Genomic DNA, 25,862 nt, shown 5'->3' with positions numbered 1-25,862 from the left:
CTTCGTTACTTGATGATCTCGTAGCAGGGGTGGTACTTCTTGCCCGGCAGCTTCATCCGGTGCTGGGCGACGAAGGAGGCCAGCAGTGCGTCCATCGGTTCCATGATGTTCTTGTCCCCGTGGATCTGGAAGCGGCCGTGCTGCTCGATCGCGCGAATGCCCTGGTCTTTCACATTGCCCGCCACCACGCCCGAAAATGCGCGGCGCAAGTTGGCTGCCAGCAGATGCCGCTCCTGGTCCTTGTGCAGGTGCAGGTTGCGCATGTTCTCGTGCGTCGGCGCGAAGGGCATCTGGAATTCGTGGTCGATCTTCAGCAGCCAGTTGAAGTAGTAGGCGTCGCTGCGCTCCTTGCGGAACTCACGCACTGCCTTGATCCCCGCATGCATTTCCTGCGCGACCAGCTGCGGATCGTTGACGATGATCTTGTAGCGCGATTGTGCTTCAGGCCCGAGGGTTTGGCCGATGAAGTTGTCGATCTGCGTGAAGTAGTCCTTCGCGCTCTCCGGTCCGGTAAAGATCAGCGGGAAGGGTTGTGACGCATTGTCGGGGTGGAGCAGGATGCCCAGGACATACAGGATTTCTTCCGCGGTGCCGGCGCCGCCCGGGAAGACGACGATGCCGTGCCCGACGCGCACGAAGGCTTCGAGGCGTTTCTCGATATCCGGCATGATCACCAGGTCGTTGACGATCGGGTTCGGCGACTCGGCGGCGATGATGCCGGGTTCCGTGATTCCCAGGTAACGGCCATTCGAGATGCGTTGCTTGGAATGCGCCACGGCCGCGCCTTTCATCGGCCCTTTCATGGCGCCGGGGCCGCAGCCGGTACAGATGTCGAGGCCGCGCAGGCCCAGCTCGTAGCCGACCTTCTTCGAGTAATCGTATTCCTGCCGGGAGATGGAATGCCCGCCCCAGCACACCACCAGGTTGGGGTTGGTGATGGCGCGCAGAATGCCGGCATTGCGGAGGATATGGAAGACCGAGTCGGTCACGCCTTCCATGGAGGCGAGGTCGAACTTGGGATTGCCGTTGATCTCGTCATTGACATAAATCACGTCGCGCAGTACGGCAAACAGGTGCTCGTGGATGCCCTTGATCATCTTGCCGTCGACGAAGGCATTGGCCGGCGCGCCCTTGATGTCGAGCTTGATGCCGCGTTCGCGCTGGATGATGCTGATGTCGAAGGATTGGTAGCGCTCAAGAAGTTCCTTGCCGTCATCGAGGGCGTTGCCGCAGTTCAGGACGGCAAGGGAACAATTGCGGAACAGGTTGTACAGGCCACCCTGGCTGGTATCGAGCAGCTTGGCGACTTCTGCCTTGGACAGGATATCGAGACGGCCTTCCGGGGAAATCAGGGTGTCGACGACTTCGGGTTTCATGAGATGCGTGTCTTTCTGGTTCTGAAAACGAGATGCCGGATAGGCATTGCTTGCTAAACAGCTTACACGCATAAATCGCTGCCGCGTATACCGGGATCAAGGTTTGGTTGCTTTCAAGAAGCGCGGGGCAGGGCCGCGAACGTTTGGGAAGGGGCTGCGTCGAACCGGTTCAGGTCTCGTTGAAACAGGCGTGCAATATGGAGGACATGCAGCAGGACATGCGCTGGAACCGTCTTTCCGGTGATGGTTTTCGGCTGGAGACATTGGAGCGGTATCACATCATGGATACCGCGCCGGAGTCGCGCTTTGATGACATTGTGCAGCTTGTGTCGCAAGTCTGCGATACGCCAATGGCCGTCATTTCGCTGCTGGACGAGAAGCGCCAGTGGTTCAAGGCCAGGATCGGGCTGGATGTGTCGGAGACGCCCAGGGACATTGCGTTCTGCCATCACACCATTCAGCATGACAATGTATTCGTCGTGCAGGATGCGCATGCCGATCCGGTGTTTGCCGACAATCCGCTGGTGACCGGACCGCCGCATATCCGCTTTTACGCCGGCGCGCCGTTGATTGCCCAGAATGGCGCCCCGCTTGGAAGCCTGGCGGTGCTTGACCGCGAGCCGCGCGTGCTTTCGGAGCTGCAGATGACAACCCTGCGCGTACTGGGCAGGCAGGTCGTCGCGCAGCTGGAATTGCGCAAGAACCTGCAGGAGCTGACGCGGGCGGTCGTCGAGCGGGACGAGGCGGCCGCTTCACTGCGTGCCGCCCACGGCACCCTCGAGCAGCGCGTCAGGGAGCGCACGCGGGACTTGAACATTGCCAATGCAGTGCTGAAGGAAGAGTTCGAGCGGCGCACGCGTGAAGCGCACCTGTCGCAGGACATTATCGACAGCCTGCCGGGCATCGTCTACGTGTTCGACCAGGAAGGGCGGATCCTGCGCTGGAACCGCAACTTTGAAGCCGTGACGGGCTGCACCAGTGATGAGATGGCGAGGGCGCATTACCTGGATTTCCTCGCCACGGATGAAGACAAGTCCCTGGTCGCGGAACGCTTCCAGGAAGCGCTGCGCAACGGAAGCGCCATTGTCGAGGCCGACCTGACCACGCGAAGCGGAAACCGGATTCCGTATTACTTCAACGGAGTGCGCATCGAGCTCGACGGCCGGCTGTGCGTTGCCGGCATGGGCGTGGACATCACGCAGCGGCGCCTGGACGAGGAATCGCTCCGCCTGCGCAATCGCGCCATCCAGGCAAGCGTCAATGCGATCATCATTACCGACCTGGACGGCAACATCGAGTACGTCAACCCCGCCTTTGAACGCATCACGGGCTATTCGGTGCAGGAGTCCATTGGCCGCAATTGCCGCTTCCTGCAGGCGGACGACAAGGAACAACCGGGCGTGGCAGCCTTGCGTGCTGCTATCCAGCGTCGGGAGGAATCCTCGGCGCTGCTCCGCAACTACCGCAAGGATGGCGTGCTGTTCTGGAACGATGTGCATATCGCACCGGTCAGGGGCGCGGATGGCACCGTCACCCATTTTGTCGGCGTGCTGAATGACATTACCGAGATCAAGCACTACGAGAAAGAACTGGAACGGCAGGTGAATGTCGATGCGCTGACCGAGCTTGCCAGCCGCAATGTCCTCAAGGAACGCATACGGGAAGGCATTGCTACCGCGCAGCGTTTCGAGTCTTCGGTCACGGTCGGCTTCATGGACCTGGACAACTTCAAGTTCATCAATGACAGCCTCGGCCACAACGTGGGTGACGAGCTGCTCAAGCAGGTGGCCCGGCGGCTTGTTGCCTGCCTGCGTGGTCAGGATCTGGTGGCTCGCTACGGCGGTGACGAGTTTGCGTTCGTTCTGCTCGGCCAGCAGGATGATAAGGCGGTGGCCGGCCTGATGAGCCGCATCCTGAAGACCATCGACCGGCCCTTCGAAATCAGCGGGCACAAGTTCTTTGTCAGCTGCAGCATCGGTCTCAGCATCTACCCAAAGGACGGCCATGACGCGGACACGCTGCTCAAAAACGCTGATGCGGCCATGTATCGTGCCAAGGAGCGGGGACGGAACAATTTCCAGTTCTATACTCCGTCGATGAACCAGCGTGTGACCGAGCGGCTGTCGCTGGAATCGAAACTACGGCAGGCGCTTGCCGACGATGAATTCGCCCTGTACTACCAGCCCAAGGTCGACCTGCGAACCGGGCAGATTTCCGGTACGGAAGCCTTGATTCGATGGAATCCCGGACAGGGCGACGCCTTGATTTCACCGTCCACCTTCATTCCGCTGGCGGAGGAAACCGGCCTTATCGTTCCGATCGGCGAATGGGTGCTGTACACCGCGTGCGCGCACCACAAGACATTGCAGGAAGCGGGTCTGAAACCGCTGCGCGTGGCGGTGAACATTTCGGCGCGGCAGTTCGATCCGCAGGCGGTCGTCACGCTGGTGAGGGAGGCGCTGGATGCATCCGGCCTCGATGCAAACCTCCTTGAGCTGGAGCTGACCGAGAGTCTCGTCATGCAGAATCCCGAGGAAGTGATCAAGGTCCTGTATGACTTGAAGGAAATGGGGATACACCTCGCCATCGACGACTTCGGCACCGGCTATTCGAGCCTGAGCTACCTGCAACGATTCCCGGTTGACCGGCTGAAGATTGACCAGTCCTTCGTCCGTGATATCGGCAACGATCCGAACGATGCCATTATTGCGCGGGCCATCATCTCCCTCGGCCACAGTCTCGGAATGGCGGTGGTCGCGGAGGGTGTGTCCAGCGAAGAGCAGCTTTCTTTCCTGCGCGAAAACGGATGTGACGAGATGCAGGGCTATCTGTTCAGTTGTGCCGTGCCGGTGGAGGAGCTGAAGATGATGCTGCAGTCCGGGCGGATGTTGTCAGTTCATTAATCGTCCTGTATTTCCCATCACTCAGATTTGGGAATACCCGTGTTCCCAACAGCAGGAAAAAATGTGTTCTGCCGCGCCGCATCAAGGCGTATAACGGTGTAATTGGCGGGTATAAATATTGCTATACGTAAAGTTACATCTCGCCATTGCCCTCAAAATCGGCATTTCCGCCATCAATGCACCAGACGCCCGCCCATTTCAGCGCGGGCCGAGCGGACAGACGCGAGCCCAATGACCGTACAGGACCAGGCTGAGGTCGCCTGTGATGGTCGCACGCGCTTTGGCAGCTTCTTGCGGCACTGGCCGCGAATTCTATTTCAGGGGAAATCAATGAATATCAGAACACGCCTCATGGGCCTGGCGGCGGTGAGTATCGCCTTCCTTGTGACCATTGGAGCGGCCGGCGGCATCACCGTCGGCAAAATGGTGGACACTGCAAAGCGGAATGCCGCGGGAACCGAAGCGATGCGCAACCACATGGCGGCCGACATGATGCACGACGCGCTGCGCGGCGACGTGCTTGCCGCCGCGCTGGCAAGCAGCAAAGGCCAGGCGGCACGCCGGCAGGAAATCGAAAAAGAGCTCGCCGAGCATGTCGAGACCTTCCGCAAGGCCCTGAAGGACAACGCGTCCCTGGCGCTGACCGCGGAGATCAGCGCGGCACTTGAAAAGGCGCGTCCCGCTGCTGAAAGCTATATCGGCGAAAGCCAGGCCATCGTCGCCGCAGCCTTCAACGAGCCGGCAAAGCTCGACGAGCGCATGCCCAAGTTCATGACATCGTTCGCGCAGATGGAATCAGAGATGGAAGCGCTGAGTGAGTTGATCGAAAGGAACACAACGGAAGCGGCCGGCGCGGCAGCGGACGCCGCCACCTTCGCACAGCAGCTGATCGCAGCGGTGCTGATCATTGCCGTTGCCAGCCTCGCCCTCCTGTCGCTCCTGATCGGGCGCAGCGTCCTCGGCAGCATCGGCCAAGTGGTGCGCGCGGTCGATTCGATGAACTCGGGCGAGGCGGATCTGACCTACCGGTTGCCGCCGCTGACCGGCGAATTCGCCGCCGTCGGCGACTCGCTCAACCGATTCATCGGCAATCTCCATGGCATCATGGAAAGCGTCAGCAGCGCAACATCCGCCGTCGCGAACGCCTGCCGCCAGATCTCGGATGGCAACCAGGACCTGGCGTCGCGCACCGAATCGCAGGCAAGCTCACTGGAGGAGACCGCGGCCTCGATGGAAGAGCTGATTAGCACCGTCCGTCAAAATGCGGGCAATGCCGTGGAAGCAAACCGCTTGACGGAATCCGCATCCGACGTTGCGATCCGGGGAGGCAATGTCGTGGCGCAGGTTGTCGATACGATGGGAGAAATCAACGCCTCGTCGCAGAAGATTGTCGACATCATTGGCGTGATCGACGGCATCGCCTTTCAGACCAATATCCTCGCGCTGAACGCCGCCGTCGAGGCTGCACGGGCAGGGGAGCAGGGCCGCGGGTTCGCAGTCGTCGCTGCGGAGGTGCGCAACCTGGCCCAACGCTGCGCCGGCGCAGCCAGGGAAGTGAAGGACCTGATCGGCGATTCCGTCGGCAAGGTCGAAGCCGGCAGCAAGCTGGTGGAACAGGCCGGCAAGACCATGGACGAGGTGGTCGACAGCATTCGCCAGGTGACCTGCATCATGGGCGAGATTGCGACGGCCAGCCAGGAGCAAAACGACGGCATAGAGCAGGTTCGCGTCGCCGTCGGCCAGATCGACACCACCACGCAGCAGAACGCGGCTCTCGTGGAAGAGCTGGCCGCCACGGCGGAAGGCTTGCACGAGCAGGCGGACAAGCTGGCGCGAACGGTAGGTGTGTTCAAGCTGGCTCGCGAGAAGAGCACGCTCCGGCAGGCCGGCGGATTGCCGGAGTTCCAGTATGCGACGCAGGAACATTCGCCGGCACTTCTTGCCGCCTAATGGGGGCGCAAGATGTTTTTTGCGGTGTTGCGTGCTCATGCCCCGGATGTTTTGGCAACATCGCGGGCGGGTGGCCGAGATCGATTTTTCGTAAATTTTCCCCCGTCATTCCAGCCTTCGCGGGAATGACGGGGAAATTTTTGAAGACGATCGTCCGTAGTCACCCGCCCGCGAAATCGTAAAGCGCGTACTTGCGTCAAACCATCTTCTCGAACCCGCCTAGGCAATCGCCTTCTTGTGCGCCGACGTAATGGTCCAGTAGTAAATCGTCTTGGCGCCGATGCGCTCCACTTTTTCCGGCGGCCATTCGGGCCCCATGTCGAAGTCGTGCGACACCACGCGCGTGCCGATTTTCAATTGCTTCCAGAGCTGCGGGCGCAATGCGCGGTTCACATCGGGAAGCAGGTAAAGCGTGACGACGCTTGCCTCCGAAAAATCGGCGGTGAACAGGTCTCCGACCATGAATTTCACCTGGCCATTGACGCCGGCCGATTCCGCGTTCGCCTTGGCCTCCGCGATCCGTTGCGGATTCAGGTCGATGCCGACGCCGCGCGCGCCGCGTTCCTTGGCGGCCGTAATCACGATGCGCCCATCGCCGCACCCCAGGTCATACACCACATCGTTCTTGCCGACCTTGGCAATCTCCAGCATCTTGTCCACTACCGGCTGCGGCGTCGGCACATAAGGGACGTCCGGCTTGCGCGCGGGCTGTTCCTGCTGTTGGGAAAAGGCGGTCCCGGCCATGGCGAGCAAGGCGGCGACCAGCAGGGTTGTGAAGGCGGGCGTAAGCACGCGGGACAAAGGAACGGCGCGGACGGGGTGTTTCATGGGCGTCTCCTCAGGAAATGGAACGGAAGGCGGATTGCCGGCGGCGCCCGGAACGGGTGCGCATCAGCAGCAACAGGACTAGACCGGCGGCGAGGACCGCAACGCCGATCCATGCGGCGTTCAGCCCGCCTAGCGACTGGCTGTACACATAGGACAGGCTGGACCACAGCATGTACGCGCAGGTGGCGCAGAAGAGCGCCGGCAACAGCGGGTAGAGCGGGACGCGGAACGGTCTCTCGGTTCCCGGTTCGCGCTTGCGCAGCACGAACAGGGAGATGCCCGACAGCAGGAAGAACAGCCAGAACACCGGCGCAGTGAACTCGACCATCGACTTGAAGCCGCTGCCTGTCCAGGTGCCCACGGCAACCAGCAGCAATGCCGCCGCGCACTGGATGCGCAAGGCATTGGCCGGCGTGCCGCGCCGCTTGTCCCAGGCCCCGAGCGCGGAGAGGATGTGCCAGTCGCGGCCGATCGCATAGCTCGCGCGGGCTCCGACAATCATCGTGGCATTGATCGAGGTCAGCGCCGACACGGCCACGATGGCCGACACGAGACGCGCGCCGATGTCGCCAAAGGCAACTTGCAGCATATCCGCAGCAACCGCCTCGGAGCGGGCCAGTCCTTTCATTCCCAGCACATTCCAGTAGGCCCATGTGACCAGCAGGTAAAGGACGGTGATGATCGCGATGGACCAGATCAGCGATCTGACCATGTTGCGTCGCACGTCCTTCAGTTCCGCGCTGATGTAGGCCGCTTCATTCCAGCCGCCATAGGTAAGCAGGACGAATACCATCGCCAGTCCCAGTGAGGAGGGAGAGGGAGCGGCATCCGCTGCCGCAGCTCCGTCCGGACCGGCAGGTCCGGGAACGAAGACGGCAGCCGACACGATGAGCAGCAGGCCGGAGACTTCGACTGCCGTCAGCCAGGCTTGCGTGGAGGCTCCGGTACGGGTGCCGCGCAGATTGATCCACGATAGCAAGGCGACCGCAGCGGCGGCATAGGCCGACTGGCTCATTGTCTTGCCCAGCGCATGCAGCGGCAGGATCTGGTGCATGTAGTCACCGAAGACAAAGGCAAGCAGCGCGATCGAACCGGTCGTGATGACCGAGAACCGCGCCCAGCCGAACAGGAAGGAAACCGAATGCCCGTAGGCGCGCCGCAGGAAATGGTAGTCGCCGCCGGTATGGGAGTAGGCCGTGGCCAGTTCCGCATAGCAAAGCGCCCCCACCAGGGACATGATGCCGCCCAGCAGCCAGGCAGCAAACATCCAGGCGGCATTGCCGGTCATTCCCGCCACCATGGCTGGCGCCTTGAAGATGCCTGCGCCGATCACGATCCCGACGATGATGGCGACCGCTTCACGGACACCAAGCACTTGTTGGGGGGCATCGTGTTGGGGCCATGCCTGGCCGGGTGCGGAGGGCGGGGGTTCCTGCGTCATCAGGGAATCACGGGCGAAGGCGTTGTGGTGCGAAACCGCCGCCTCGGAAAAGTTTCGCGCACAGGGACAGCATCCCGGTTTGATCAATATGGCCGCCGAGGTGCGGACCCGAGGCGGGGCAAATAGGTCGAACCGACCGCAAGAGTCGGGTCTAACCTCTTACCTTCTGCAATTTGCTGAAGCAATTCAATTGGTTACGTTATCTGGAGGAAGCATGAAGAAGCTACCGATCGCAGTTCTTGTTTCATTGCTCGGCGTGAGCACGGCAACACTCGCACAAAGCGGTTCCACATCATCGACCACGTCCGACCGGACCATGCAGGGCGGCAGCATGAGCTCGGACAGCCCGGCGGCGACGGGGACGTCCAGCGGCACCGGCAGCACCATGAGCGGCGGTACGACGGGTAGCGGCGCGGGCACGTCGGGCGCTACCGGCGGCAACAGCGGAACCACTGGTTCCGGAAGCACCAGCGGATCGTCAGGCACCGGCGGGACAAGCGCAAGCGGTGCTACGGATGCGTCGGGTACGTCCGGGACCACCGGTACAGGTGCGACATCGGGGACCTCAGGTTCATCCGGCATGGGAAGCACCAGCCCGTCAGGTTCAACCAGCGGAAGCGCGAGCTCGCCGAGCGATGCAACCACCGGAAGCAGCACGTCGGACACCGGTTCCGGCGGTTCGATGGGCGCGGGCAGCAGCGGATCGGGTACGACCGGAACAAGCAACTCTACCTCGGGCGCCACGAGCGGCTCCGGCAGTACGACCGGCAACAGTGCGTGGGGAGGACCGAGCAGCAGGGGAACCGACATTTCGACGGAAGAGGAGCGCCGCCGCCAGAGGGGCAGCCTCGGCACATCGGAACCTGGCCGCACGAGCGGATCCGGAACGTCTTCCGGTGGCAGTTCCAGCCTGCCGGGACCGACCGGCACCAGTTCGGACAGCGGGTCATCCGGTACGACTGGCACAGGACGCTGAATCGGCTGGCCGCAGGTCTCTGCCGGCGATGCAACCACGCTGCATGACATGCCGTCCAACAGGTTGCACCGCCGGTGGCCGCGCGGTGCGTCAACGGAGGACGCATGCTGACGCCCGTCCTGGCTTTGCTGGTTTTCCACGGCATCATTGGTGGTGCCGACGTGCTGCTCAATCATGAATGGCGCGAGCGTCTGCCCGCGCAAGTCTGGGCACGGCCCGAGCAGGCACTGCATAGCGCGCGCGAACTGGTGTTCGCAGCAATTTTCGGCGGCCTGGCGTGGCTGGAATGGGGCGGCGCGCTGGTCTGGGCGCTGGTTGCGCTCGTCTTGCTTGAATTCTCGATTTCCCTCACGGATACCTTGCTGGAGGACCGCACGCGTCCCTTGTCCGCACTCGAGCGGACGATGCATGTCGTGCTTCTCGTCAATTTCGGCGCATACAACGCGCTGCTGGTCACCGTCTTGCTGGAATGGCATGCGCTGCCGACCGGTTTCCGCGTGGTCCACCATGGCTTCCTGACCTGGCTGTTGACCGCACTTTCACTGGCGGCATTCGCGTGGTGCCTGCGCGACGCCTTGAGTTATGTGTGGCTAGGGAAACGTATTCGCCAGGAAAGCGGCTTGGCCTCGGCGTGAAAGGTCCTGCTGCAATGCGACAGTGTCTTCGTCAAAACCCGGAACTATTGACGTTATTCATGATCTTTTGTCTACGTAGCGGAAACTCCACTTCGGTATAACGCCGGCAGGGGGCGCTGCTCCCTGCATGAAGCCCGGACCTCCACGCCGTTGCCGATTGGCATCGACGACTTCTCCAAGTCGCCCGATGCGGTCAGTGCTGCGGCGCTGGAAATATTCCGCGTTCTACCGCGTGGCCCGCCGTTTCGACAACCACCGGATGCATCCATGCGATTTCAATCCTTCCGCCTGACCTTGCGCTTTGTACTGCCGCTGGCCCTCGTACTCGGCCTGTTAGCGTACGCGGTTGTTCCCCTGGTGGATACACTGACCTTGCGATGGTTCGTGCGCGATCTCGATACCCGCTCCCAGTCACTCGCCAATGCCTTGCAGGACCCCTTGCTGGAATATGTGCCCCAACGCGCCGAGAAACGCATCGGCCAGCTCTTCGACCGCGCCATGCGTGACGAGCGGCTGTACGCCATCGGTTTCTGCGATCCCTCGGGAAACCTGCTCTACAAGACAGCGACCTATCCGTCTTCCCTCGGTTGTCGCAGCGTGCAGCAGCACAGCGGCGTCCTGCAGTCGCTGGTGAGCATGCCGCAAGGCTCGCTGCACGTTTCCGAAAGCGCGCTGGAGCGTGACGGGCAGTACCTTGGCAAGCTGGTGCTGGCGCACGACATGAGCTTCATCGAACGGCGCAGCGCCGATACCAAGAAATACGTGATCGGGCTGTTCGCCGCCATCGCGATCGTGACGTCGCTCATCACGGTCTTCATCGCCCATTTGAGCTGGCGCGACTGGATCTCGTCCGTCAAGCGCCTTCTGCGCGGGGAAATCGGCGCCCGCCCGCAGGAACAGTCGCCGCAGGCCGAGGCCCATCCGCTGGAGGGCGACCTGCGCGCCTTGCTCCATGAGCTCAGCATCGAGAGACGCACGCACGACGATTCGACGCGCCTGTGGACGCCGGAAAAACTGCGCGTGCTGCTCCATGAGGAACTGGCCGGCGACGAGGTGCTGGTCGTCTCCAACCGGGAGCCGTATCTCCACATGCGCACGCGCAAGGGCATTGAGGTGCAGCGTCCCGCAAGCGGACTTGTCACCGCGGTGGAGCCGGTGATGCGGGCCTGTTCCGGCACATGGATTGCGCACGGCAGCGGCACCGCCGACAAGGAAAGCGTGGACCGGAACGACCGCGTTCCCGTGCCGCCGAACAACCCTTCGTACACGCTGCGGCGCGTCTGGCTGTCGCGGGAGGAAGAGAAGGGGTATTACTACGGATTTGCGAACGAAGGTCTTTGGCCGTTGTGCCATATCGCCCATGTGCGGCCGGTATTCCGTTCCTCTGACTGGGAGCAGTACGTCGCCGTCAACCAGCGCTTTGCCGATGCGGTGGTCAAAGAGGCGCGCACCGACGATCCGGTGGTGCTGGTGCAGGACTACCACTTTGCGCTGCTGCCACGCATGGTGCGCGAGGTGCTTCCCAAGGCGACGATCATCACCTTCTGGCACATCCCCTGGCCTAATCCGGAATCCTTCGGCATCTGCCCGTGGCGCGAAGAAATCCTGGAAGGCCTGCTGGGCAGCACCATCCTCGGCTTCCATACGCAGTTCCACTGCAAGAATTTCCTGGAAACCGTGGACCGCTATCTCGAGACACGCATCGAGCATGAAGCATCGACCATTTCCTACGGAGGCAAGCTCACGCAGGTCGAGCATTATCCGATCTCCATCGCCTGGCCGGAGCAGAAGCGCGATCTGCCCAGCGTCGAGGAATGCCGGTTGTCGGTGCGTGAGGAACACGGCCTGCCGGCTGACCATCTGATCGGCATCGGCGTCGACCGTCTCGACTACACCAAGGGCATCCTGGAGCGTTTCCAGGCTGTCGAGCGGATGCTGGAGGCGCATCCCAGCCTCATCGGCAAGTTCACCATGATCCAGATCGCCGCGCCGTCGCGGTCCTCGCTCGAGGAGTACCAGAACTTCGAGGCGCGGGTGCGTGCGCTGGTGCAGCGGATCAACGCGCGCTTCGGCAGCGGCAATTACCTGCCGATCATCCTGAAGGCGGAACACCATGACGCCGACCAGGTGAACCGTTACTTCCGGGCGGCACAGGTCTGCCTGGTGACCAGCCTGCATGACGGCATGAACCTCGTTGCGAAGGAATACATTGCCGCGCGCGACGACGAACGCGGCGTGCTCATTCTCAGTCAATTCACGGGCGCCGCGCGCGAGCTGCACGAGGCGCTGGTGGTCAATCCCTACCATATCGAACAAAGTGCCGAAGCCCTGTACCGCGCGGTCACCATGCCGGAGGGCGAGCAACGCGACCGGATGCGGAGCATGCGTTCGCTGGTGAAGGACTTCAACATCTACCGGTGGGCCGGCCGCATGCTGCTCGACGCCGCGCGCCTGCGCCAGCGCGAGCGCATCGTCACTCGTATCCGCTCCCACAGCCGGAAGTCCCTGCGGCGCGTCGTATGAGCATGGAGCCGCTGTTTTCCGCAGCCGGGCGGCAACGCCTGGCAGAGATCGCCCGGGACCGCTTGCTGTGCGCCTTCGATTTCGACGGCACGCTGGCGCCCATCATGCAGCGTCCCGAGCAGGTTCGCCTGCCGGCACCCGTCCGGGAACGGCTGCTTCGCTTGTCCGCCCTTGCACCGGTGGCTATCATTACCGGCAGGGCACTCGACGACATCCACGGCCTGCTCGATTTCACCCCGGCATTCGTGGTCGGCAACCACGGGATGGAAGGCGTGCCGGGATGGGAAGCGCGGGCCGCCAGGCACGAGAGGGATTGCGGCGCATGGAAGACGCAGCTCGCGCGCTGCCTCGCATCGGCACCGCACGCCGAGGGAATTTCGATCGAGGACAAGCGGTATTCGCTCTCGGTGCATTACCGCGCCGCGCCCGATCAGGAACGTGCCGCCGCCTTCGTCGACGAGATGTGCGCTGGCCTCGAGCCAAGGCCTCGACTCGTGGCGGGCAAGTGCATCGTGAGCCTGGTCGGAGAGGACGCCTGGCACAAGGGCAATGCACTGGAAGCGCTGATGGAAATGACCGGCGCGACCAGCGCGATCTACGCAGGCGACGATGTCACGGACGAAGACGTGTTCCGGATCAAGCGTGCCGACCTGCTGTCGGTTCGCGTCGAGCGCAGTGTGGCCAGCGCGGCGGACTTCTTCGTGCCGCAGGCACAGGACATGGAAAGGCTGCTCGATGACCTGATTGCGCATCTCGATGCCGGCGGGTCGCGCAACTGGCTGCTCGCGGAAGCCTCCTTGCAGCATTGAATGGGGTGACACAATGAATGCTGACTACATCGCCGCGCTCGATATCGGTGGCACGAAAATGGCCGCGATGGTGGCCTCGCGCGAAGGCCCGCTTGCGCGCATCTCACAGCCGAGCATCAAGAGCGGGACACCGCGTTCGCTTCCCGAGCAGGGGCTGGCATTGATCGACGCGGTATGCGAAAAAGCGGGTGTGCCGAAGAATGCGGTCCGCGCGCTCGGCGTCGCTTCCGCCGGTCCCTTCGTGCGTGAGGAGGGAGCAATCGCGCTCTGCAGTCCCAACTTGTGCGGAGGTCTCAGCGGAGCGTCGGACCTCCCTAACGACTGGAAATCCATCCCCCTGGAAAAGGTGTTGCGCGAACGCTATGAGCGGCTGGCGATCGACAACGACTGCGTATCCGCGCTGGTTGCTGAACGGGCCTTTGGCGCGGTGATCGATGAGCCCGATTGTGCCTATGTCACCTGGAGCACGGGAGTGGGATTTGGCCTGTGCGTCGATGGCCGCGTCCTGCGCGGCAAGAATGGCAATGCCGGACACGCCGGGCACATGCTCTTGAGCGAGGTGGACGAATCGGTTTGCGGTTGCGGCAACCGGGGCGACCTTGAAGCGCTTGTATCCGGCCGCAACGTCGGCAACCGGTCGCACATGCCCGCCGCCGAACTGTTCCAGAAGGCACGTGAGGGCGATGCGCAGGCGCGGGAGATCGCGGAACGCGCGGCAAACTGGTTCGGGCGCGGGCTGTACAACGTTGTCGCAACGCTGGATACGCGGACTTTCGTCATCGGCGGCAGCGTCTGGCTGCACCATGGCGACTGGCTCACGCCGCTGGTGATGCGCGAGATTGAATCGCGTTTTCCGGCTCTGACTGGCGGGGTACGCATCCTGCCGGCCGCCCTGGGACGCCTCGTGGCGGATGTCGGCGCCTTGGCGCTCGCCGTGCCGGAGGAGTGGATTCCAGCGTGGCGGCAGAGCAAGCCATGGGAAAAGCTTGCGAACGCGTGATTTTGCTCAAATGAACCTTTGCCGTGCGGATGCATCTTAGTGCATTCGTTATCTGCTCCCGTCCGTCATATGGTCAACTCTGTAATGCCGTCTCTGCCACAGGCATGGCAATCCTGGATCACCGAAAACCTCGCACGCGGTTGCGCGCCTGCCGAAATGGCACAGGTGATGGTCCGCGACGGGAAGTTCGAGGCGACGCTTGCACGCGCCGCGATCGAAGAAGCACGCCGCACCGGGTTCGCCCACCTCGCGCCCGCACCTGCACCGCAGCCCCTGCCGGAAATCGATACTTCGGCCAACATCCTGCGCGTACCGGACCGGGAGGTTGAAATCCTGATCTCGCTGCGTACTCCTCGCGTGGTGCTGCTTGGCGGCTTGCTGAGTGATGAAGAATGCAACGATCTGATCGCATACGGACAAACCCGCCTCGAACGTTCTCCGGTGGTGTCGGACGCCGATGGCAAGACCCAGGTCCACGCACACCGTACCAGCCGCGGCGCCATGATGCAGCGGGGGGAAACCGAACTCGTGCGCCGCATCGAAGCACGACTTGCCGCAGTCACACGTTGGCCTGTCGAGAACGGTGAAGGCTTGCAGATGCTGCAATACGAAAAGGGCAACGAATACCGTCCCCACTACGACTGGTTCGACGCCTCGCTCCCCGGGCCGCGCAAGCATCTGGAGCGTGGCGGGCAGCGCGTGGGGACGATCGTGATGTACTTGAGCGATGTGGAGGCGGGCGGCGGAACGTCCTTCCCGAATATTGGACTGACGGTGCAGCCGAAGAAGGGCAGTGCGGTCTTCTTTGCCAATACCGATGCCTATCGCGTGCCGGACCAGAAGACCCTGCATGCGGGGGAACCGGTAGAGAGGGGCGTCAAGTACATTGCGACGAAGTGGTTGCGTGAGCGGGCGTATGTTTAGCCGGATGAGGTGAGGGACGCACGCAAAAAATTAGTCCGTCATTCCCGCGAAGGCGGGAATCCATGCTGAGTTTGCATCGATCACCTCACTATGGGTCCCCGCCTTCGCGGGAACGACGGGGAAAATAAGGCAGAAAATTAAAAAAATGCGCCCGCCTTTTCCGACCTACTTGTAGAGCCACCCCCGCCGCACCAGCATCTTTTCCACTTCCACCGCAAAAAACACCACCGACGACAGCGCCAGGCAGAACACCAGTTCGTCCACTGTCAGCGGCACCGTATTGAACACCGGATTCAGGAACGGCACGTAGACCGTCGCCATCTGCAACAGGAAGGTCAGCAGTACCGCGCCGAGCAGGGGCAGGTTGGTCGACAGCCCCTGCGAAAAGAGGGATTCGCGTTCCGAACGGATTGCCAGGACGTGTCCCATCTGCGACAGCGTCAACACCGTGAAGACCATCGTTTGCCAGTGCGCCGAACCCGTCCTGATCGCCCATGCCTGAGCGAACAGCGAGACTGCCGCCATCGCCAGGCCAATGGCAAGGATGTGCTGCCACATGCCATGCGCGAAGATGCTTTCCGTCGGCGCACGCGGCGGACGCTGCATCACACCTTTCTCGGCCGGCTCGACGGCCAGCGCCAGACCCGGCAGGCCGTCGGTCAGGAGATTGATCCAGAGGATGTGGATGGGCAGCAGCGGAATCGGCATCCCGAGGAAGGGGGCAAGGAAGATGGTCAGGATTTCCGCGGAGTTGCCGGTCATCGCATAGCGGATGAACTTGCGGATATTGTCGAAGATGCGTCGTCCTTCGCTCACCGCGCCGACAATGGTCGCGAAATTGTCGTCCAGCAGGACCAGGCTCGATGCCTCCCGCGCCACGTCCGTTCCTCCCTTGCCCATTGCCACGCCGATGTCGGCCCGCTTCAAGGCCGGTGCATCGTTCACGCCGTCGCCGGTCATGGCGACAAATTCTCCCTGCGCCTGCAAGGCTTCGACAATGCGGATCTTCTGCGCGGGATCGACGCGCGCATAGACGCGCACCTTTGCAACCTGTTGCCTGAATGCCTCATCGCTCATTGCAGCCAGTTCCGGACCGGTAATGACCAGCGCGTCTTCTTCCGCGATGCCGAGCTGGAAGGCAATTGCGCGGGCGGTGGCGGCGTGGTCGCCGGTAATCATGACGGGCGTGATGCCTGCGGACTTGCAGAGGCGCACCGCTTCCTTCGCTTCGGCGCGAGGCGGATCGATGAGACCGACCAGTCCGATGAAGCACAGCCCGGATTCCACGGATTCCGTGTCCGGTGCCGCGGGCAGGTCGGGCCAGGTCCGGCAGGCGAATGCCAGCACCCGCAGGCCGCGCGCGGCCATGCGCTCGGCGGTCGAGATCACATCGGGGCGGTCGAACGCGCATGCGCCAAGTCCCGACAGGCAACGCGGCAGGACGCTTTCGGGGGCGCCCTTGGTGTACGCGATCAAACCGGAGGATGAACGGTGGAAGGTGGTCATGCGCTTGCGGTCGGAGTCGAACGGAAGTTCGAACACCCGTGGCGCTTGCTCTGAAAGCACGCCCTTGTCGTAGCCGGCTTCCGATGCAGCCGCAAAGAGGGCGGTTTCAGTCGGGTCGCCTGTCATCCGGCCCTCGCTGTCCCGTGCGGCGTCATTGGAGAGCGCAAGGGCCGTGAGGAACTCCGGCCATGGTGTTTGTTTTGGCGCGTCGCTGCATTCGGTACAGGTCGAGCCTTCGGCATGCAGAGCCGCCACGCGCATCCTGTTCTCGGTCAGGGTGCCGGTCTTGTCCGAACAGATAATGGTCACCGAGCCGAGCGTTTCCACCGCTGGCAGGCGGCGGATCAGCGCCTGTTGCCGGACCATCTTGCGCGCCCCAAGGGCGAGCGAAATGGTCACGATGGCAGGCAGGGCTTCGGGAATGGCCGCGACCGCCAGGCTGACAGCAGTCAGGAACATCAGCGCCAGGTCTTCTCCGCGCAGCAGGCCGACGGAAAAGATGATGGCGCAGATGGCAAGCACGGATGTCCCGAGCCGGCGGCCGAAGGCCGCAAGGCGCTTCTGCAGGGGGGTCTTGAGTTCGTCCCCGGCATCGAGCAGCGCCGCGATCTTGCCGAGTTCGGTCGCCATGCCCGTGGCGACGACAATGCCGACACCCCGTCCGTAGGTGGCCGTCGTTCCCTTGAATGCCATGTTCCGGTGGTCGCCCAGCGGCAGATCGGCGTGCTGCAGGGCATCGACGGACTTTTCAACCGTCACGGCCTCACCGGTCAGGACCGCTTCGTCGGCCTTGAGCTGGATGGCTTCGATCAGGCGCAGGTCGGCGGGCACGACGTTGCCCGCCTCGAGGCAGACGATGTCGCCTGGGACGATCTCCGCGGCGGGAACCACATGGCGCTGCCCGTTGCGCAGCACGACGGCGCTGGTCGCCGCCATTTTCTTGAGGGCTGCCATGGCACGCTCGGCCCTCACTTCCTGTACGAATCCGATGATGGCGTTGAGCAGCACAATCACCACGATGGCGACGGTGTCCTCGATGTCGCCCACGATGCCGGAGACGATCGCGGACGCCACCAGCACCAGGATCATGAAGTCCAGGAACTGGTCGAGAAACATGCGCCAGGCGGGACGGGGCGGCTTTTCGCGTATCGTGTTCGTCCCGTGCCGCTCCAGCCGTCCGCTTGCTTCGCTGTGCGACAGGCCGGTGGCGGGATCGACGTCGAGCCGACCGGAGACGTCATGGCCGGGGAGGAGGTGCCAGTGTGTGCGCTGCTGGGGCGGTTCCGCAGCGGTGTTGCGACGCATTGCGGTGAAGTCGCCCGGGCGCGTCACTTCACCAGGGTGACGGGGACGTTGACGAGGTGAACCACCTTGTTGGCGACCGAGCCCATCACCAGGTTGCCGACGGGGCCGAGGCCGCGTGTGCCCATGATGATGGATTCACAGCCGATTTCCTCTGCGTACGCGGCAATCGTCGGCGCGATGTCGCCGGCACGCCAGTCCGCGCGGTAGGCGATGCCTGCATCGTCGAGCAGCTCCATGACCGGCTGCATGACGGCCTGCGAGTCCGCGGCCTGAATTGTTTTGGCCTCCGGCTGCGAGATGTAGGCGTGGCTCCGCACTTCAAGCGGTTCCTGGACGTTCAGCACATGAAGCTGGATGGCGGGGTTATCGCCGGCAAGCTTCGCCGCATAACGGGCGGCGTGCAGGGCGCTTTCGGATGCATCGACGGGAACGAGGATTTTGCGCATTGCAGGTCTCTGGCAAAGTGTTGAATGACTCTGTCGCGCAGGCTACCGTTCGTGCTGAGGAATTTATTTGATGTGAGTCAAACGGCATCAGATTGAGTGCGGGGCGGCATGCGTTTCCCGGCGCTGGTGGATCGCCTTGCACGGGGCGCGAGCTTGCGGCTACTATTGCTTTACATCAATTTCGACGCCGCAGCATGCCGCGATCCCTGCTTCAATCCATCCCCCGCCGCAAACGTTCCCTGACAGCCTGGCGGGGGGCCATCGCACTGCTGTTCGCGGCGCTCATGGCGGGGGAGATGCTGGGTCTGCGCCTGCTGGATACCACGGAAGCACGGCTGACGGACGTCTACATGCAAAGGCACGCCGCCGCCTACAAGCCGGATCCGGACATCGTCGTCATCGACATCGACGACGCCAGCATGACCACGATGCAGGATATCGCGGGCTTGTGGGCCTGGCCGCGGGAAATCCACGCCGACCTGCTGGAAGCGCTGGCCGAATTCCAGCCGCGCGCGGTCGTTTTCGACATCGCCTTTGCCGAGCGCGATCTGCAGCGGCCCAAAAGCGACGCCCGGCTGTCCGATGCCATCCGTGCGACGCCAGCGGTCTACCTCTCGGCGGTACAGCTTGACGGCAAGGCAGGCCTGACGCCGCTGGCGCCGCTCGCCAAGCCCTTCGGCCTTGCGCTGCCAGGGCCCGATGATGCACAGGCTGCGCTGCTGCTGCCGGCGGCGGTCGACCCTGCCGTGTGGCGCCTTGGCCTCATCAACAGCATCGACGACAAGGACGGCGTCCTGCGCCGCTACCGGCTGTACAGCGAGATCGCGGGGTGGAAACTTCCCTCGCTACCGTCACGCATCGCTAGCGACCTGGGAGCAGCGCAGCCGCAGGGCAGGGAATTCATCCTGCGCTGGCCGGCACAGGGGCACCAGCGCTATCCCTACGGCGAGCTCTACCGCATCCTTACGGAACAGCGGCCATCGCTCGGTGCGCAGGACCTGGCTACCCTGGACAGCAAATTCCGGGGAAAGATCGTCGTCATCGGCAACTCCGCATCCTCCTCATTCGACCATCACCTGACGCCGCTGGGCGCGGGTTATCCCGGCGTGGATATCCTCGCGCAGGCGATTGACAACCTGAAGAACGCGCACAGTATCTCCCCGGTCCATCCCGGCTGGCCGCTGCTGTTTGGCGTCATTCTGCTGGCCGGCATCGCGGAGGCGTTTGCCCGGCGGGTGAATCCGGTCGGTACGGGAACCGCCCTGATCGTGGTTTCCCTCGCGGCGCTGGCCTTTGCCGACCGCGCCCTTGAGCGCAACCTGCTGGTCCCGGTCGTGACTCCGCTCGCGTTTGCCTGGACCTGGTTCCTGACGGCTGCCGTGGATGGCTACCTGCGCGAACGCCGCACCCGCGAGCAGGCGGTCTCCCTGTTCCGCCGCTTCCTCAACCCCAACGTGGTGCAGCAGATCGTGGAGCAGGGCGAGACGGTGGAAAGCCTGTCCGGCCGCACGCGCGACATCACCATCCTGTTTTCCGATATCCGCGGCTTTACCACGCTGTCGGAAAGCCGTCCGCCGCAAGAGGTAGTGCTGCTGCTGAACCGCTATTTCGAACGCCAGGTCGAGGTCGTCTTTCGCCATGGCGGCACGCTCGACAAGTTCATCGGCGACTGCATCATGGCCTTCTGGGGCGCTCCGGTGGACGATCCCGAGCATGCGCGCCACGCGGTCGCAGCGGCCTTGGAGATGCAGCAGACCCTGCTAGACTTCAGACGGGAGTTGCAGGCCGAAGGCTCGGCCGTCGGCGACTTCGATGTGGGCATCGGCGTACACACCGGTCCTGCAGTCGTCGGGTTCATCGGGGCGCAGCGCAAGCTGGATTACACGGCGATCGGCGATACGGTCAACCTTTCCAGCCGCGTTGAGGGACTGACCAAGGGCGTCGCGCGCGTGCTCGTCACGCAGGAGACGGTCGACGCCTGCAAGGGAACGGAAGAATTCGAATTCGAACATCACGGCGCCTTCGCAGTGAAGGGCCGTACCGCCGAAGTCAACCTGTACGAACCACGGAGGAGAACAACATGAAAAAATGGCTACTCATGCTTGCCGGCCTGTTGGCCGGCGCAGCCTGGGCGGAATCCGCGCTGACCACCCGGTCGACCGAGCTGCAGGCGCAACCGCAATCCGACTCGGCGGTGATTACCACGCTGTCCGAAAACACCAAAGTCGAAGTCCTCGCCAGGAAGGGCGCCTGGAGCCAGGTGAAGACCGCAACCGGCCAGACCGGCTGGGTGCGCATGCTCAGCCTCAAGCCGGAGGCCTCGGGTCAATCCGCGCCGGCGTCTTCGAATCCGGCGGGCGCGCTCGGCAACCTGCTGACCGCCGGCCGCACCTCGAACACCGGCACCGTCACCACCGGCGTACGCGGCCTCAGCGAGGAAGACCTGCAGAACGCGCAGGCCAACCCGGCCGAAGTGGAGAAGATGCAGAAGTTCAGCGTCGACAAAAACGCTGCCCAGTCCTTCGCGCAGCGTGGCAAGCTGACGCCTGTGAAAGTCGAGTACCTGCCCGACGCGGCGCCGGCCGGGAACAACCAGCGCAATGCGGAAGGAGGCTGACATGCGAACCATGACCATGAAACGGACGCTTGTATCGATCGTCATTGCGACCGCCTGCGGCAGTGCGCTCGCCCAACTGCCTTTCTCGCTGCCGGGTTTCGGCAAGGGCAGCAGCGGCAGTAATGAAAAAGGCATCAACCTCAACAGCGTCGGCAACTTCGTCAGCAACCTCGGCAAGGCGACCAAGGAAACGACCGAGCCGGAAGAGATCAGCATTGGCAAGGAATTCGCCGGCACGCTGCTCGGCGCCAAGCCGCTGGTCAACGACCCGGCGCTGCAACGCTACGTCAATACCCTTGGCCGCTGGCTGGCGCTGCAGACGGAGCGGCCGGACCTGCCGTGGACCTTCGGCGTGCTGGACGATCCCGGCTTCAATGCCTTCGCCACGCCTGGCGGCTACATCTTCGTGACGAAGGGACTTGTGGCGCGCATGAAGAGCGAGGCCGAACTGGCCGGCGTGCTCGCCCACGAGATCGGGCATGTGCTGAAGAAACACCATTTGCGCGCCGTGCAGAAGAATGCCGGCTTCGCCCTGGTCGGCGACGTGCTGTCGGCGACGGGCAAGGGCAATCCGGAAGCGCGCAATGCGCTGGTCAATATCGGCAAGAAGCTGTACGCGAGCGGCCTCGACAAGGATGACGAGTTCGAGGCGGACCGGCTTGGCGTCGTGATCGCCGCGCGGGCGGGCTATGACGCTTACGGGCTGCCGTCGGTCCTGCAGATGCTGCAACGGCAGAATGGCGGGGATGGCGATTTCACGCTGCTGTTCAAGACGCATCCCTTGCCTGCGGCGCGGGTGGAGATGCTGGACCGGTTGATGAAGGACCGGTTCGATGCGTTGTCCGGTACTGAAGGGCAGGCGCTGAGTGCCAGGTTGAGCGAGTTCAAGAAGTAGGAATTCGCAGGATCCGGCGTCCCGAAAGCATTTCGGAAATGGAAAGGGGCGCCGGAGCGCCCCTTGAGGTGATTCGCTTACTTCTTCGGCGCCACGGTGCCTTCGTCGATCAGCAGCGGGTAGAAATAACCCGCGCCCATGTCCTTGTTCACGAGGACGGTGCCGGAAACGATCACGTTGTCACCAACGTTGGCCGTCTGCTTGCTGCGTACGATCAGGTTATGGTTGCCGACATCGGCCTTGCCCGATCCATCCTGGACGTGGACGAAGTTGTAACCCTTGATGCCATTGTTGGCCTTGACGACCTTGCCCTGGGCCTGGATGGTCTTGCCGGCGAGCGCTTCACGATTCTTGTGCAGCTCTTCGACCTTGTACATCTTCGGTTTGGCCTGGGCGGCGGCTTCCGTCAGCGGAAGAAAGCCCAGCGTGGCGATCAGGCCGGCGAGCGCGATGGATTGCAATTTCATGAATACTCCTGGGATGGAAAAGAGGGAAAACGCGCCTCGACAGCAGTATACCGCCGCTTCGGCATCGAAGCCGGAAAGCGCAAGGGTCCTACCTTACACCTGCTTTTAGTGTGATTTCCTTGGAGCAGCGCAAGGAATTCAATAAAGAATGTCCTTGCGCATATTATTTCTTTGTGTTTCTCCGTGGCTGTACGCCGCTCTTCGGCGGAAGCGCTACCTGCGGCGTGGACTTGTAATCGACTTCCACAAACGCTTGCAACGGCGTGAACAGGTCGTCGAACAGGCGTTTCCCATAGGTCTGCTCGATGTACCGGTACTGTTCGTCGATATAGGGCGCCATTTGATTGAGCAGGCGTTCTCCCTCCGGCGCAAGGCGCACAATGAGGCGGCGCTGGTCTTCCGGCATCCGGGCACGCAGCACCAGTCCGCTTTCCTCCATGCGCGCCAGCACCCCGGTCATGCTCGGGCTCAGGATCTGGCACATGTCGCAGATCTCCCACGGTTCCAGTTGCCCATGCTCGTCGAGCACGCGCAGGACGCGCCATTGCTGCTCGGTGAGTCCGAAATGGCTGAGAATCGGGCGGAAATGGGACATCAACTGCTCCCTGGCCTTGAGGAGAAGCTGCGGCAGGTTGGGGTTCGCAATGCGGTGTTTCACGGGGCCTCCGGGCGAGTGTCGATCACATTATAGTGGCTTGACTCGTTAATATATTAGTGTTTTAATCGTTAACATGTTAACGAAAAACATGCTGTCGAACCCGTTCAGGCAGTCCCGCCAATGATCGTCAGGGAACGTCCTTCCGGATTGCGGCTGTTCCTGCTCCTGCGCGGCTCGGTGCTGCCGCGCATCCTGCCGTCTCTCGCCCTGAACATGTTTGTCGCCGCGCTGGTGACGGTCAGCCACGGCGACCTGTTCAAGCTCAAGATCACGCTCACGCCGATTCCATTCAGCCTGATCGGACTCGCGCTTGCGATTTTTCTGGGCTTTCGCAATAACGCCGCCTACGACCGCTATTGGGAAGGGCGAAAACTGTGGGGCGAGATCGTGCATCGCAGCCGCAGCCTCTCACGCCAATGCCTCACTCTGATCGACGGACCCGACGAGGAAATGGATCCGCGCAACATGATGGACGTGCGCGTACGCATGATCCGACGCACGATTGCCTTCGCCTGCGCACTGAAGCACCTGTTGCGCGGCGCTGATCCTGCCGGTGCGGTCGCGGAGTTGCGGCCGCATCTCCTGTTGTCCGAATGGAAGCAGTGTGCGCAAGTCGAGAACCGGCCGAATTTCCTGTTGCAGTCCATGGGGCGGGACCTCAGGGGATGCTTGCAGACCGGACGCATCGATCCTTGCCTGGCAGGGGCCATCGACGATTCGCTGACCGCCATGGCCGCCGCGGCCGCCTCTTGCGAGCGCATCAAGGGAACGCCCATTCCGTTTTCCTACACGCTGCTGCTCCATCGCACGGCGTACCTGTATTGCTTCCTGCTGCCCTTCGGCCTCGTCGATTCGATCGGATTCATGACGCCTTTCGTCGTCGGGATCGTCGCGTACACCTTCTTCGGGCTGGATGCCCTTGGGGACGAGATTGAGGAGCCCTTCGGCAAGGAGCCCAACGACCTGCCGCTGGATGCGATCTGCCGGACGATTGAAATCAACATGCTGGAGGCGCTCGGCGTCCAGGAGGTGCCCGCAGCCCTGGCACCCGTCGATTACTGTCTTTCATAACCCGATTGGAGTGGAACCATGCCTGAACATTACCGAAACCGCATCCGCCTGGATTCTCTCCTGGGGCGGGTCACGACGGCGGCCGCGGCAGCGGAGTGGATTCGCGACGGCATGACGGTCGGCATGAGCGGGTTCACCCGGGCCGGGGATGCCAAGGTGGTGCCGCTGGCGTTGGCGGAACGTGCGCGCCGCGAGCGGCTGAAGATAACGCTGATGACCGGCGCGTCCCTGGGAAGCGATATTGACAAGACATTGACGGAAGCCGGCGTGCTCGCCCGTCGCATTCCGTTTCAGGCCGATGCCACCCTGCGTGCCGCGATCAATCGCGGCGACGTGATGTATGTCGATCACCATCTCTCGGAGACGGTGGAGCTGCTGCGCACCCGGCAGATCGCCCCGATCGATGTCGCGGTTGTCGAGGCCGTCGCCATCACGGAAACCGGCGCGATCGTGCCGACGACGTCGGTGGGCAACAGTGCAAGTTTTGCCATCCTGGCAGACAAGGTGATCGTCGAAATCAACCTGACGCAATCGGCGGACCTGGAAGGACTGCACGACATCTTCATTCCTCGGCGCCGCCCGCACCGCGAACCGATTCCGATCGTGTCCGCCCGCGACCGCGTCGGACACAGTGCCATCACCATTCCGCCGGAGAAAATCGTCGCCATTGTCATCACGGAAAAGAGCGACAGCTCGTCGCCGATCCAGCCGCCGGACGATGAAACGGCAGCGATCGCGCGCCACCTGGTCGGGTTTTTCGAACGCGAGGTCAAGGCGGGCAGGCTGACGGAGCAGCTGCTGCCGCTGCAGGCAGGGATTGGCACAATTGCCAATGCGGTCATGTCCGGTTTCATCGACAGCCCGTTTTCCGGCCTGACGATGTATTCCGAAGTGCTGCAAGACTCCACCTTCGACCTGTTCGATGCCGGCAAACTCGACTTCGCATCCGGGTCGTCGATTACGCTGTCTCCCCAGCGCGCAAGAGAAGTATTCGGCAACATCGGCCGTTACAAGGAGCGGCTTGTGCTGCGTCCGCAGGAGGTGAGCAATCATCCGGAAGTGATCCGCCGCTTGGGAATCATCGCCCTGAACACGGCGCTGGAGGCGGACATCTACGGCAATGTGAATTCAACACATGTCCTTGGCACGCAAATGATGAACGGCATCGGCGGGTCAGGCGATTTTGCACGAAATGCCTACTTGTCCATCTTCGCGACCAAATCGGTTGCCAAGGGAGGGAAGATTTCGAGCATCCTCCCGATGGTGTCGCATGTCGATCATACGGAGCACGATGTCGACATCATCGTCACCGAACTCGGCCTCGCAGATCTGCGGGGGCTGGCGCCGCGGGAGAGGGCCGAAGTCATCATCGGCAACTGCGTGGCCGAGCCGTACCGGCAGATGCTGCGTGAATACGTCGCGGCCGCAAACAAGCGCGGCGGACATACGCCGCATGTACTGGAAGAAGCCCTCGCATGGCATACCCGCTGCCGAAGCACCGGTTCGATGTTGCCCCTCGTGGCATGACCGGG

20 protein-coding genes are annotated in these 25,862 nt (G+C 62.7%); 12 read left to right on the top strand and 8 right to left on the bottom strand.

Annotated elements, in window-relative coordinates; all coding sequences use genetic code 11:
- Window positions 1-5 precede the first annotated feature (5 nt).
- Window positions 6-1,376, bottom strand: coding sequence for a nucleotide 5'-monophosphate nucleosidase PpnN (gene ppnN, locus ACNOHI_RS12175; protein ID WP_420474937.1), 1,371 nt, complete (start codon window positions 1,374-1,376; stop codon window positions 6-8).
- 206 nt (window positions 1,377-1,582) lie between these two features.
- Here ppnN and ACNOHI_RS12170 point away from each other — a divergent pair, with 206 nt between their 5' ends.
- Window positions 1,583-4,279 (top strand): EAL domain-containing protein, encoded by a 2,697-nt coding sequence (locus ACNOHI_RS12170; protein WP_420474936.1) that lies wholly within the window; start codon window positions 1,583-1,585, stop codon window positions 4,277-4,279.
- Window positions 4,280-4,609: 330 nt separating this feature from the next.
- A complete protein-coding gene (locus ACNOHI_RS12165) occupies window positions 4,610-6,229 on the top strand; it encodes a methyl-accepting chemotaxis protein (protein WP_420474935.1) in 1,620 nt (539 codons plus the stop codon).
- A gap of 219 nt (window positions 6,230-6,448) precedes the next feature.
- Here ACNOHI_RS12165 and ACNOHI_RS12160 read toward each other — a convergent pair whose 3' ends face one another.
- The 3 genes from ACNOHI_RS12160 to ACNOHI_RS12150 form a co-directional block, all read right to left on the bottom strand.
- Complete coding sequence (locus tag ACNOHI_RS12160; RefSeq protein ID WP_420474934.1) at window positions 6,449-7,057, bottom strand: class I SAM-dependent methyltransferase; 609 nt, start codon at window positions 7,055-7,057, stop codon at window positions 6,449-6,451.
- A gap of 10 nt (window positions 7,058-7,067) precedes the next feature.
- On the bottom strand, window positions 7,068-8,498 hold the full coding sequence (locus ACNOHI_RS12155; RefSeq protein WP_420474933.1) for an APC family permease: 1,431 nt from the start codon (window positions 8,496-8,498) through the stop codon (window positions 7,068-7,070).
- A 186-nt stretch (window positions 8,499-8,684) separates the two neighbouring features.
- Window positions 8,685-9,614: a hypothetical protein gene (locus tag ACNOHI_RS12150; protein ID WP_420474932.1), complete on the bottom strand. Its 930-nt coding sequence runs from the start codon at window positions 9,612-9,614 to the stop codon at window positions 8,685-8,687.
- Here ACNOHI_RS12150 and ACNOHI_RS12145 point away from each other — a divergent pair.
- The 5 genes from ACNOHI_RS12145 (at window position 9,579) to ACNOHI_RS12125 (ending at window position 15,365) form a co-directional block, all read left to right on the top strand.
- Window positions 9,579-10,109, top strand: coding sequence for a hypothetical protein (locus ACNOHI_RS12145; RefSeq protein ID WP_420474931.1), 531 nt, complete (start codon window positions 9,579-9,581; stop codon window positions 10,107-10,109). The genes ACNOHI_RS12150 and ACNOHI_RS12145 overlap by 36 nt on opposite strands.
- A 267-nt stretch (window positions 10,110-10,376) precedes the next feature.
- The gene (locus ACNOHI_RS12140) at window positions 10,377-12,632 is read left to right on the top strand and encodes an alpha,alpha-trehalose-phosphate synthase (UDP-forming) (protein ID WP_420474930.1); all 2,256 of its coding nucleotides are present in this window, start codon (window positions 10,377-10,379) and stop codon (window positions 12,630-12,632) included.
- Window positions 12,629-13,441 carry a trehalose-phosphatase gene (otsB, locus tag ACNOHI_RS12135; protein ID WP_420474929.1) on the top strand — a complete coding sequence of 271 codons (813 nt, stop codon included), beginning with the start codon at window positions 12,629-12,631 and terminating at the stop codon, window positions 13,439-13,441. Before ACNOHI_RS12140 ends, otsB begins: the two co-directional genes overlap by 4 nt.
- Window positions 13,442-13,454: 13 nt before the next feature.
- Window positions 13,455-14,441, top strand: a complete 987-nt coding sequence (locus ACNOHI_RS12130; RefSeq protein ID WP_420474928.1) for an ROK family protein — start codon at window positions 13,455-13,457, stop codon at window positions 14,439-14,441.
- A gap of 84 nt (window positions 14,442-14,525) precedes the next feature.
- A complete protein-coding gene (locus ACNOHI_RS12125) occupies window positions 14,526-15,365 on the top strand; it encodes a 2OG-Fe(II) oxygenase (protein ID WP_420474927.1) in 840 nt (279 codons plus the stop codon).
- Window positions 15,366-15,530: 165 nt separating this feature from the next.
- Here ACNOHI_RS12125 and ACNOHI_RS12120 read toward each other — a convergent pair whose 3' ends face one another.
- Window positions 15,531-18,176 carry a cation-translocating P-type ATPase gene (locus ACNOHI_RS12120; protein WP_420474926.1) on the bottom strand — a complete coding sequence of 882 codons (2,646 nt, stop codon included), beginning with the start codon at window positions 18,174-18,176 and terminating at the stop codon, window positions 15,531-15,533.
- A 23-nt stretch (window positions 18,177-18,199) separates the two neighbouring features.
- Window positions 18,200-18,622 carry a universal stress protein gene (locus ACNOHI_RS12115; RefSeq protein WP_420474925.1) on the bottom strand — a complete coding sequence of 141 codons (423 nt, stop codon included), beginning with the start codon at window positions 18,620-18,622 and terminating at the stop codon, window positions 18,200-18,202.
- 194 nt (window positions 18,623-18,816) lie between these two features.
- On the opposite strand from ACNOHI_RS12115, the gene ACNOHI_RS12110 reads away from it, so the two are divergent.
- The 3 genes from ACNOHI_RS12110 to ACNOHI_RS12100 are packed head-to-tail and all read left to right on the top strand — an operon-like array spanning window position 18,817 to window position 22,134.
- A complete protein-coding gene (locus ACNOHI_RS12110; protein WP_420474924.1) occupies window positions 18,817-20,706 on the top strand; it encodes a CHASE2 domain-containing protein in 1,890 nt (629 codons plus the stop codon).
- The gene (locus tag ACNOHI_RS12105; protein ID WP_420474923.1) at window positions 20,703-21,239 is read left to right on the top strand and encodes an SH3 domain-containing protein; all 537 of its coding nucleotides are present in this window, start codon (window positions 20,703-20,705) and stop codon (window positions 21,237-21,239) included. The genes ACNOHI_RS12110 and ACNOHI_RS12105 overlap by 4 nt, the downstream gene beginning before the upstream one ends.
- Before the next feature lies 1 nt (window position 21,240).
- The gene (locus tag ACNOHI_RS12100; RefSeq protein ID WP_420474922.1) at window positions 21,241-22,134 is read left to right on the top strand and encodes a M48 family metallopeptidase; all 894 of its coding nucleotides are present in this window, start codon (window positions 21,241-21,243) and stop codon (window positions 22,132-22,134) included.
- A 77-nt stretch (window positions 22,135-22,211) separates the two neighbouring features.
- Here the strand turns inward: ACNOHI_RS12100 and ACNOHI_RS12095 are convergent, their stop codons facing one another.
- Both ACNOHI_RS12095 and hpaR read right to left on the bottom strand, forming a co-directional pair.
- A complete protein-coding gene (locus ACNOHI_RS12095; protein ID WP_420474921.1) occupies window positions 22,212-22,601 on the bottom strand; it encodes a hypothetical protein in 390 nt (129 codons plus the stop codon).
- 163 nt (window positions 22,602-22,764) lie between these two features.
- Window positions 22,765-23,259 (bottom strand): homoprotocatechuate degradation operon regulator HpaR, encoded by a 495-nt coding sequence (hpaR, locus tag ACNOHI_RS12090; protein ID WP_420474920.1) that lies wholly within the window; start codon window positions 23,257-23,259, stop codon window positions 22,765-22,767.
- A 120-nt stretch (window positions 23,260-23,379) separates the two neighbouring features.
- Between hpaR and ACNOHI_RS12085 the strand changes: the two genes are divergently transcribed.
- Both ACNOHI_RS12085 and ACNOHI_RS12080 read left to right on the top strand, forming a co-directional pair.
- Window positions 23,380-24,330 (top strand): bestrophin family protein, encoded by a 951-nt coding sequence (locus tag ACNOHI_RS12085; RefSeq protein WP_420474919.1) that lies wholly within the window; start codon window positions 23,380-23,382, stop codon window positions 24,328-24,330.
- An 18-nt stretch (window positions 24,331-24,348) separates the two neighbouring features.
- The gene (locus ACNOHI_RS12080; protein WP_420474918.1) at window positions 24,349-25,857 is read left to right on the top strand and encodes an acetyl-CoA hydrolase/transferase family protein; all 1,509 of its coding nucleotides are present in this window, start codon (window positions 24,349-24,351) and stop codon (window positions 25,855-25,857) included.
- The last annotated feature ends 5 nt before the right edge of the window (window positions 25,858-25,862 follow it).

It is taken from the genome of Noviherbaspirillum sp. ST9 (genome assembly GCF_048799745.1).
Lineage (GTDB): Bacteria > Pseudomonadota > Gammaproteobacteria > Burkholderiales > Burkholderiaceae_D > Noviherbaspirillum.
Note: the sequence above shows the minus strand (reverse complement) of the source record. Positions and strands in the feature narration are given on the sequence as shown.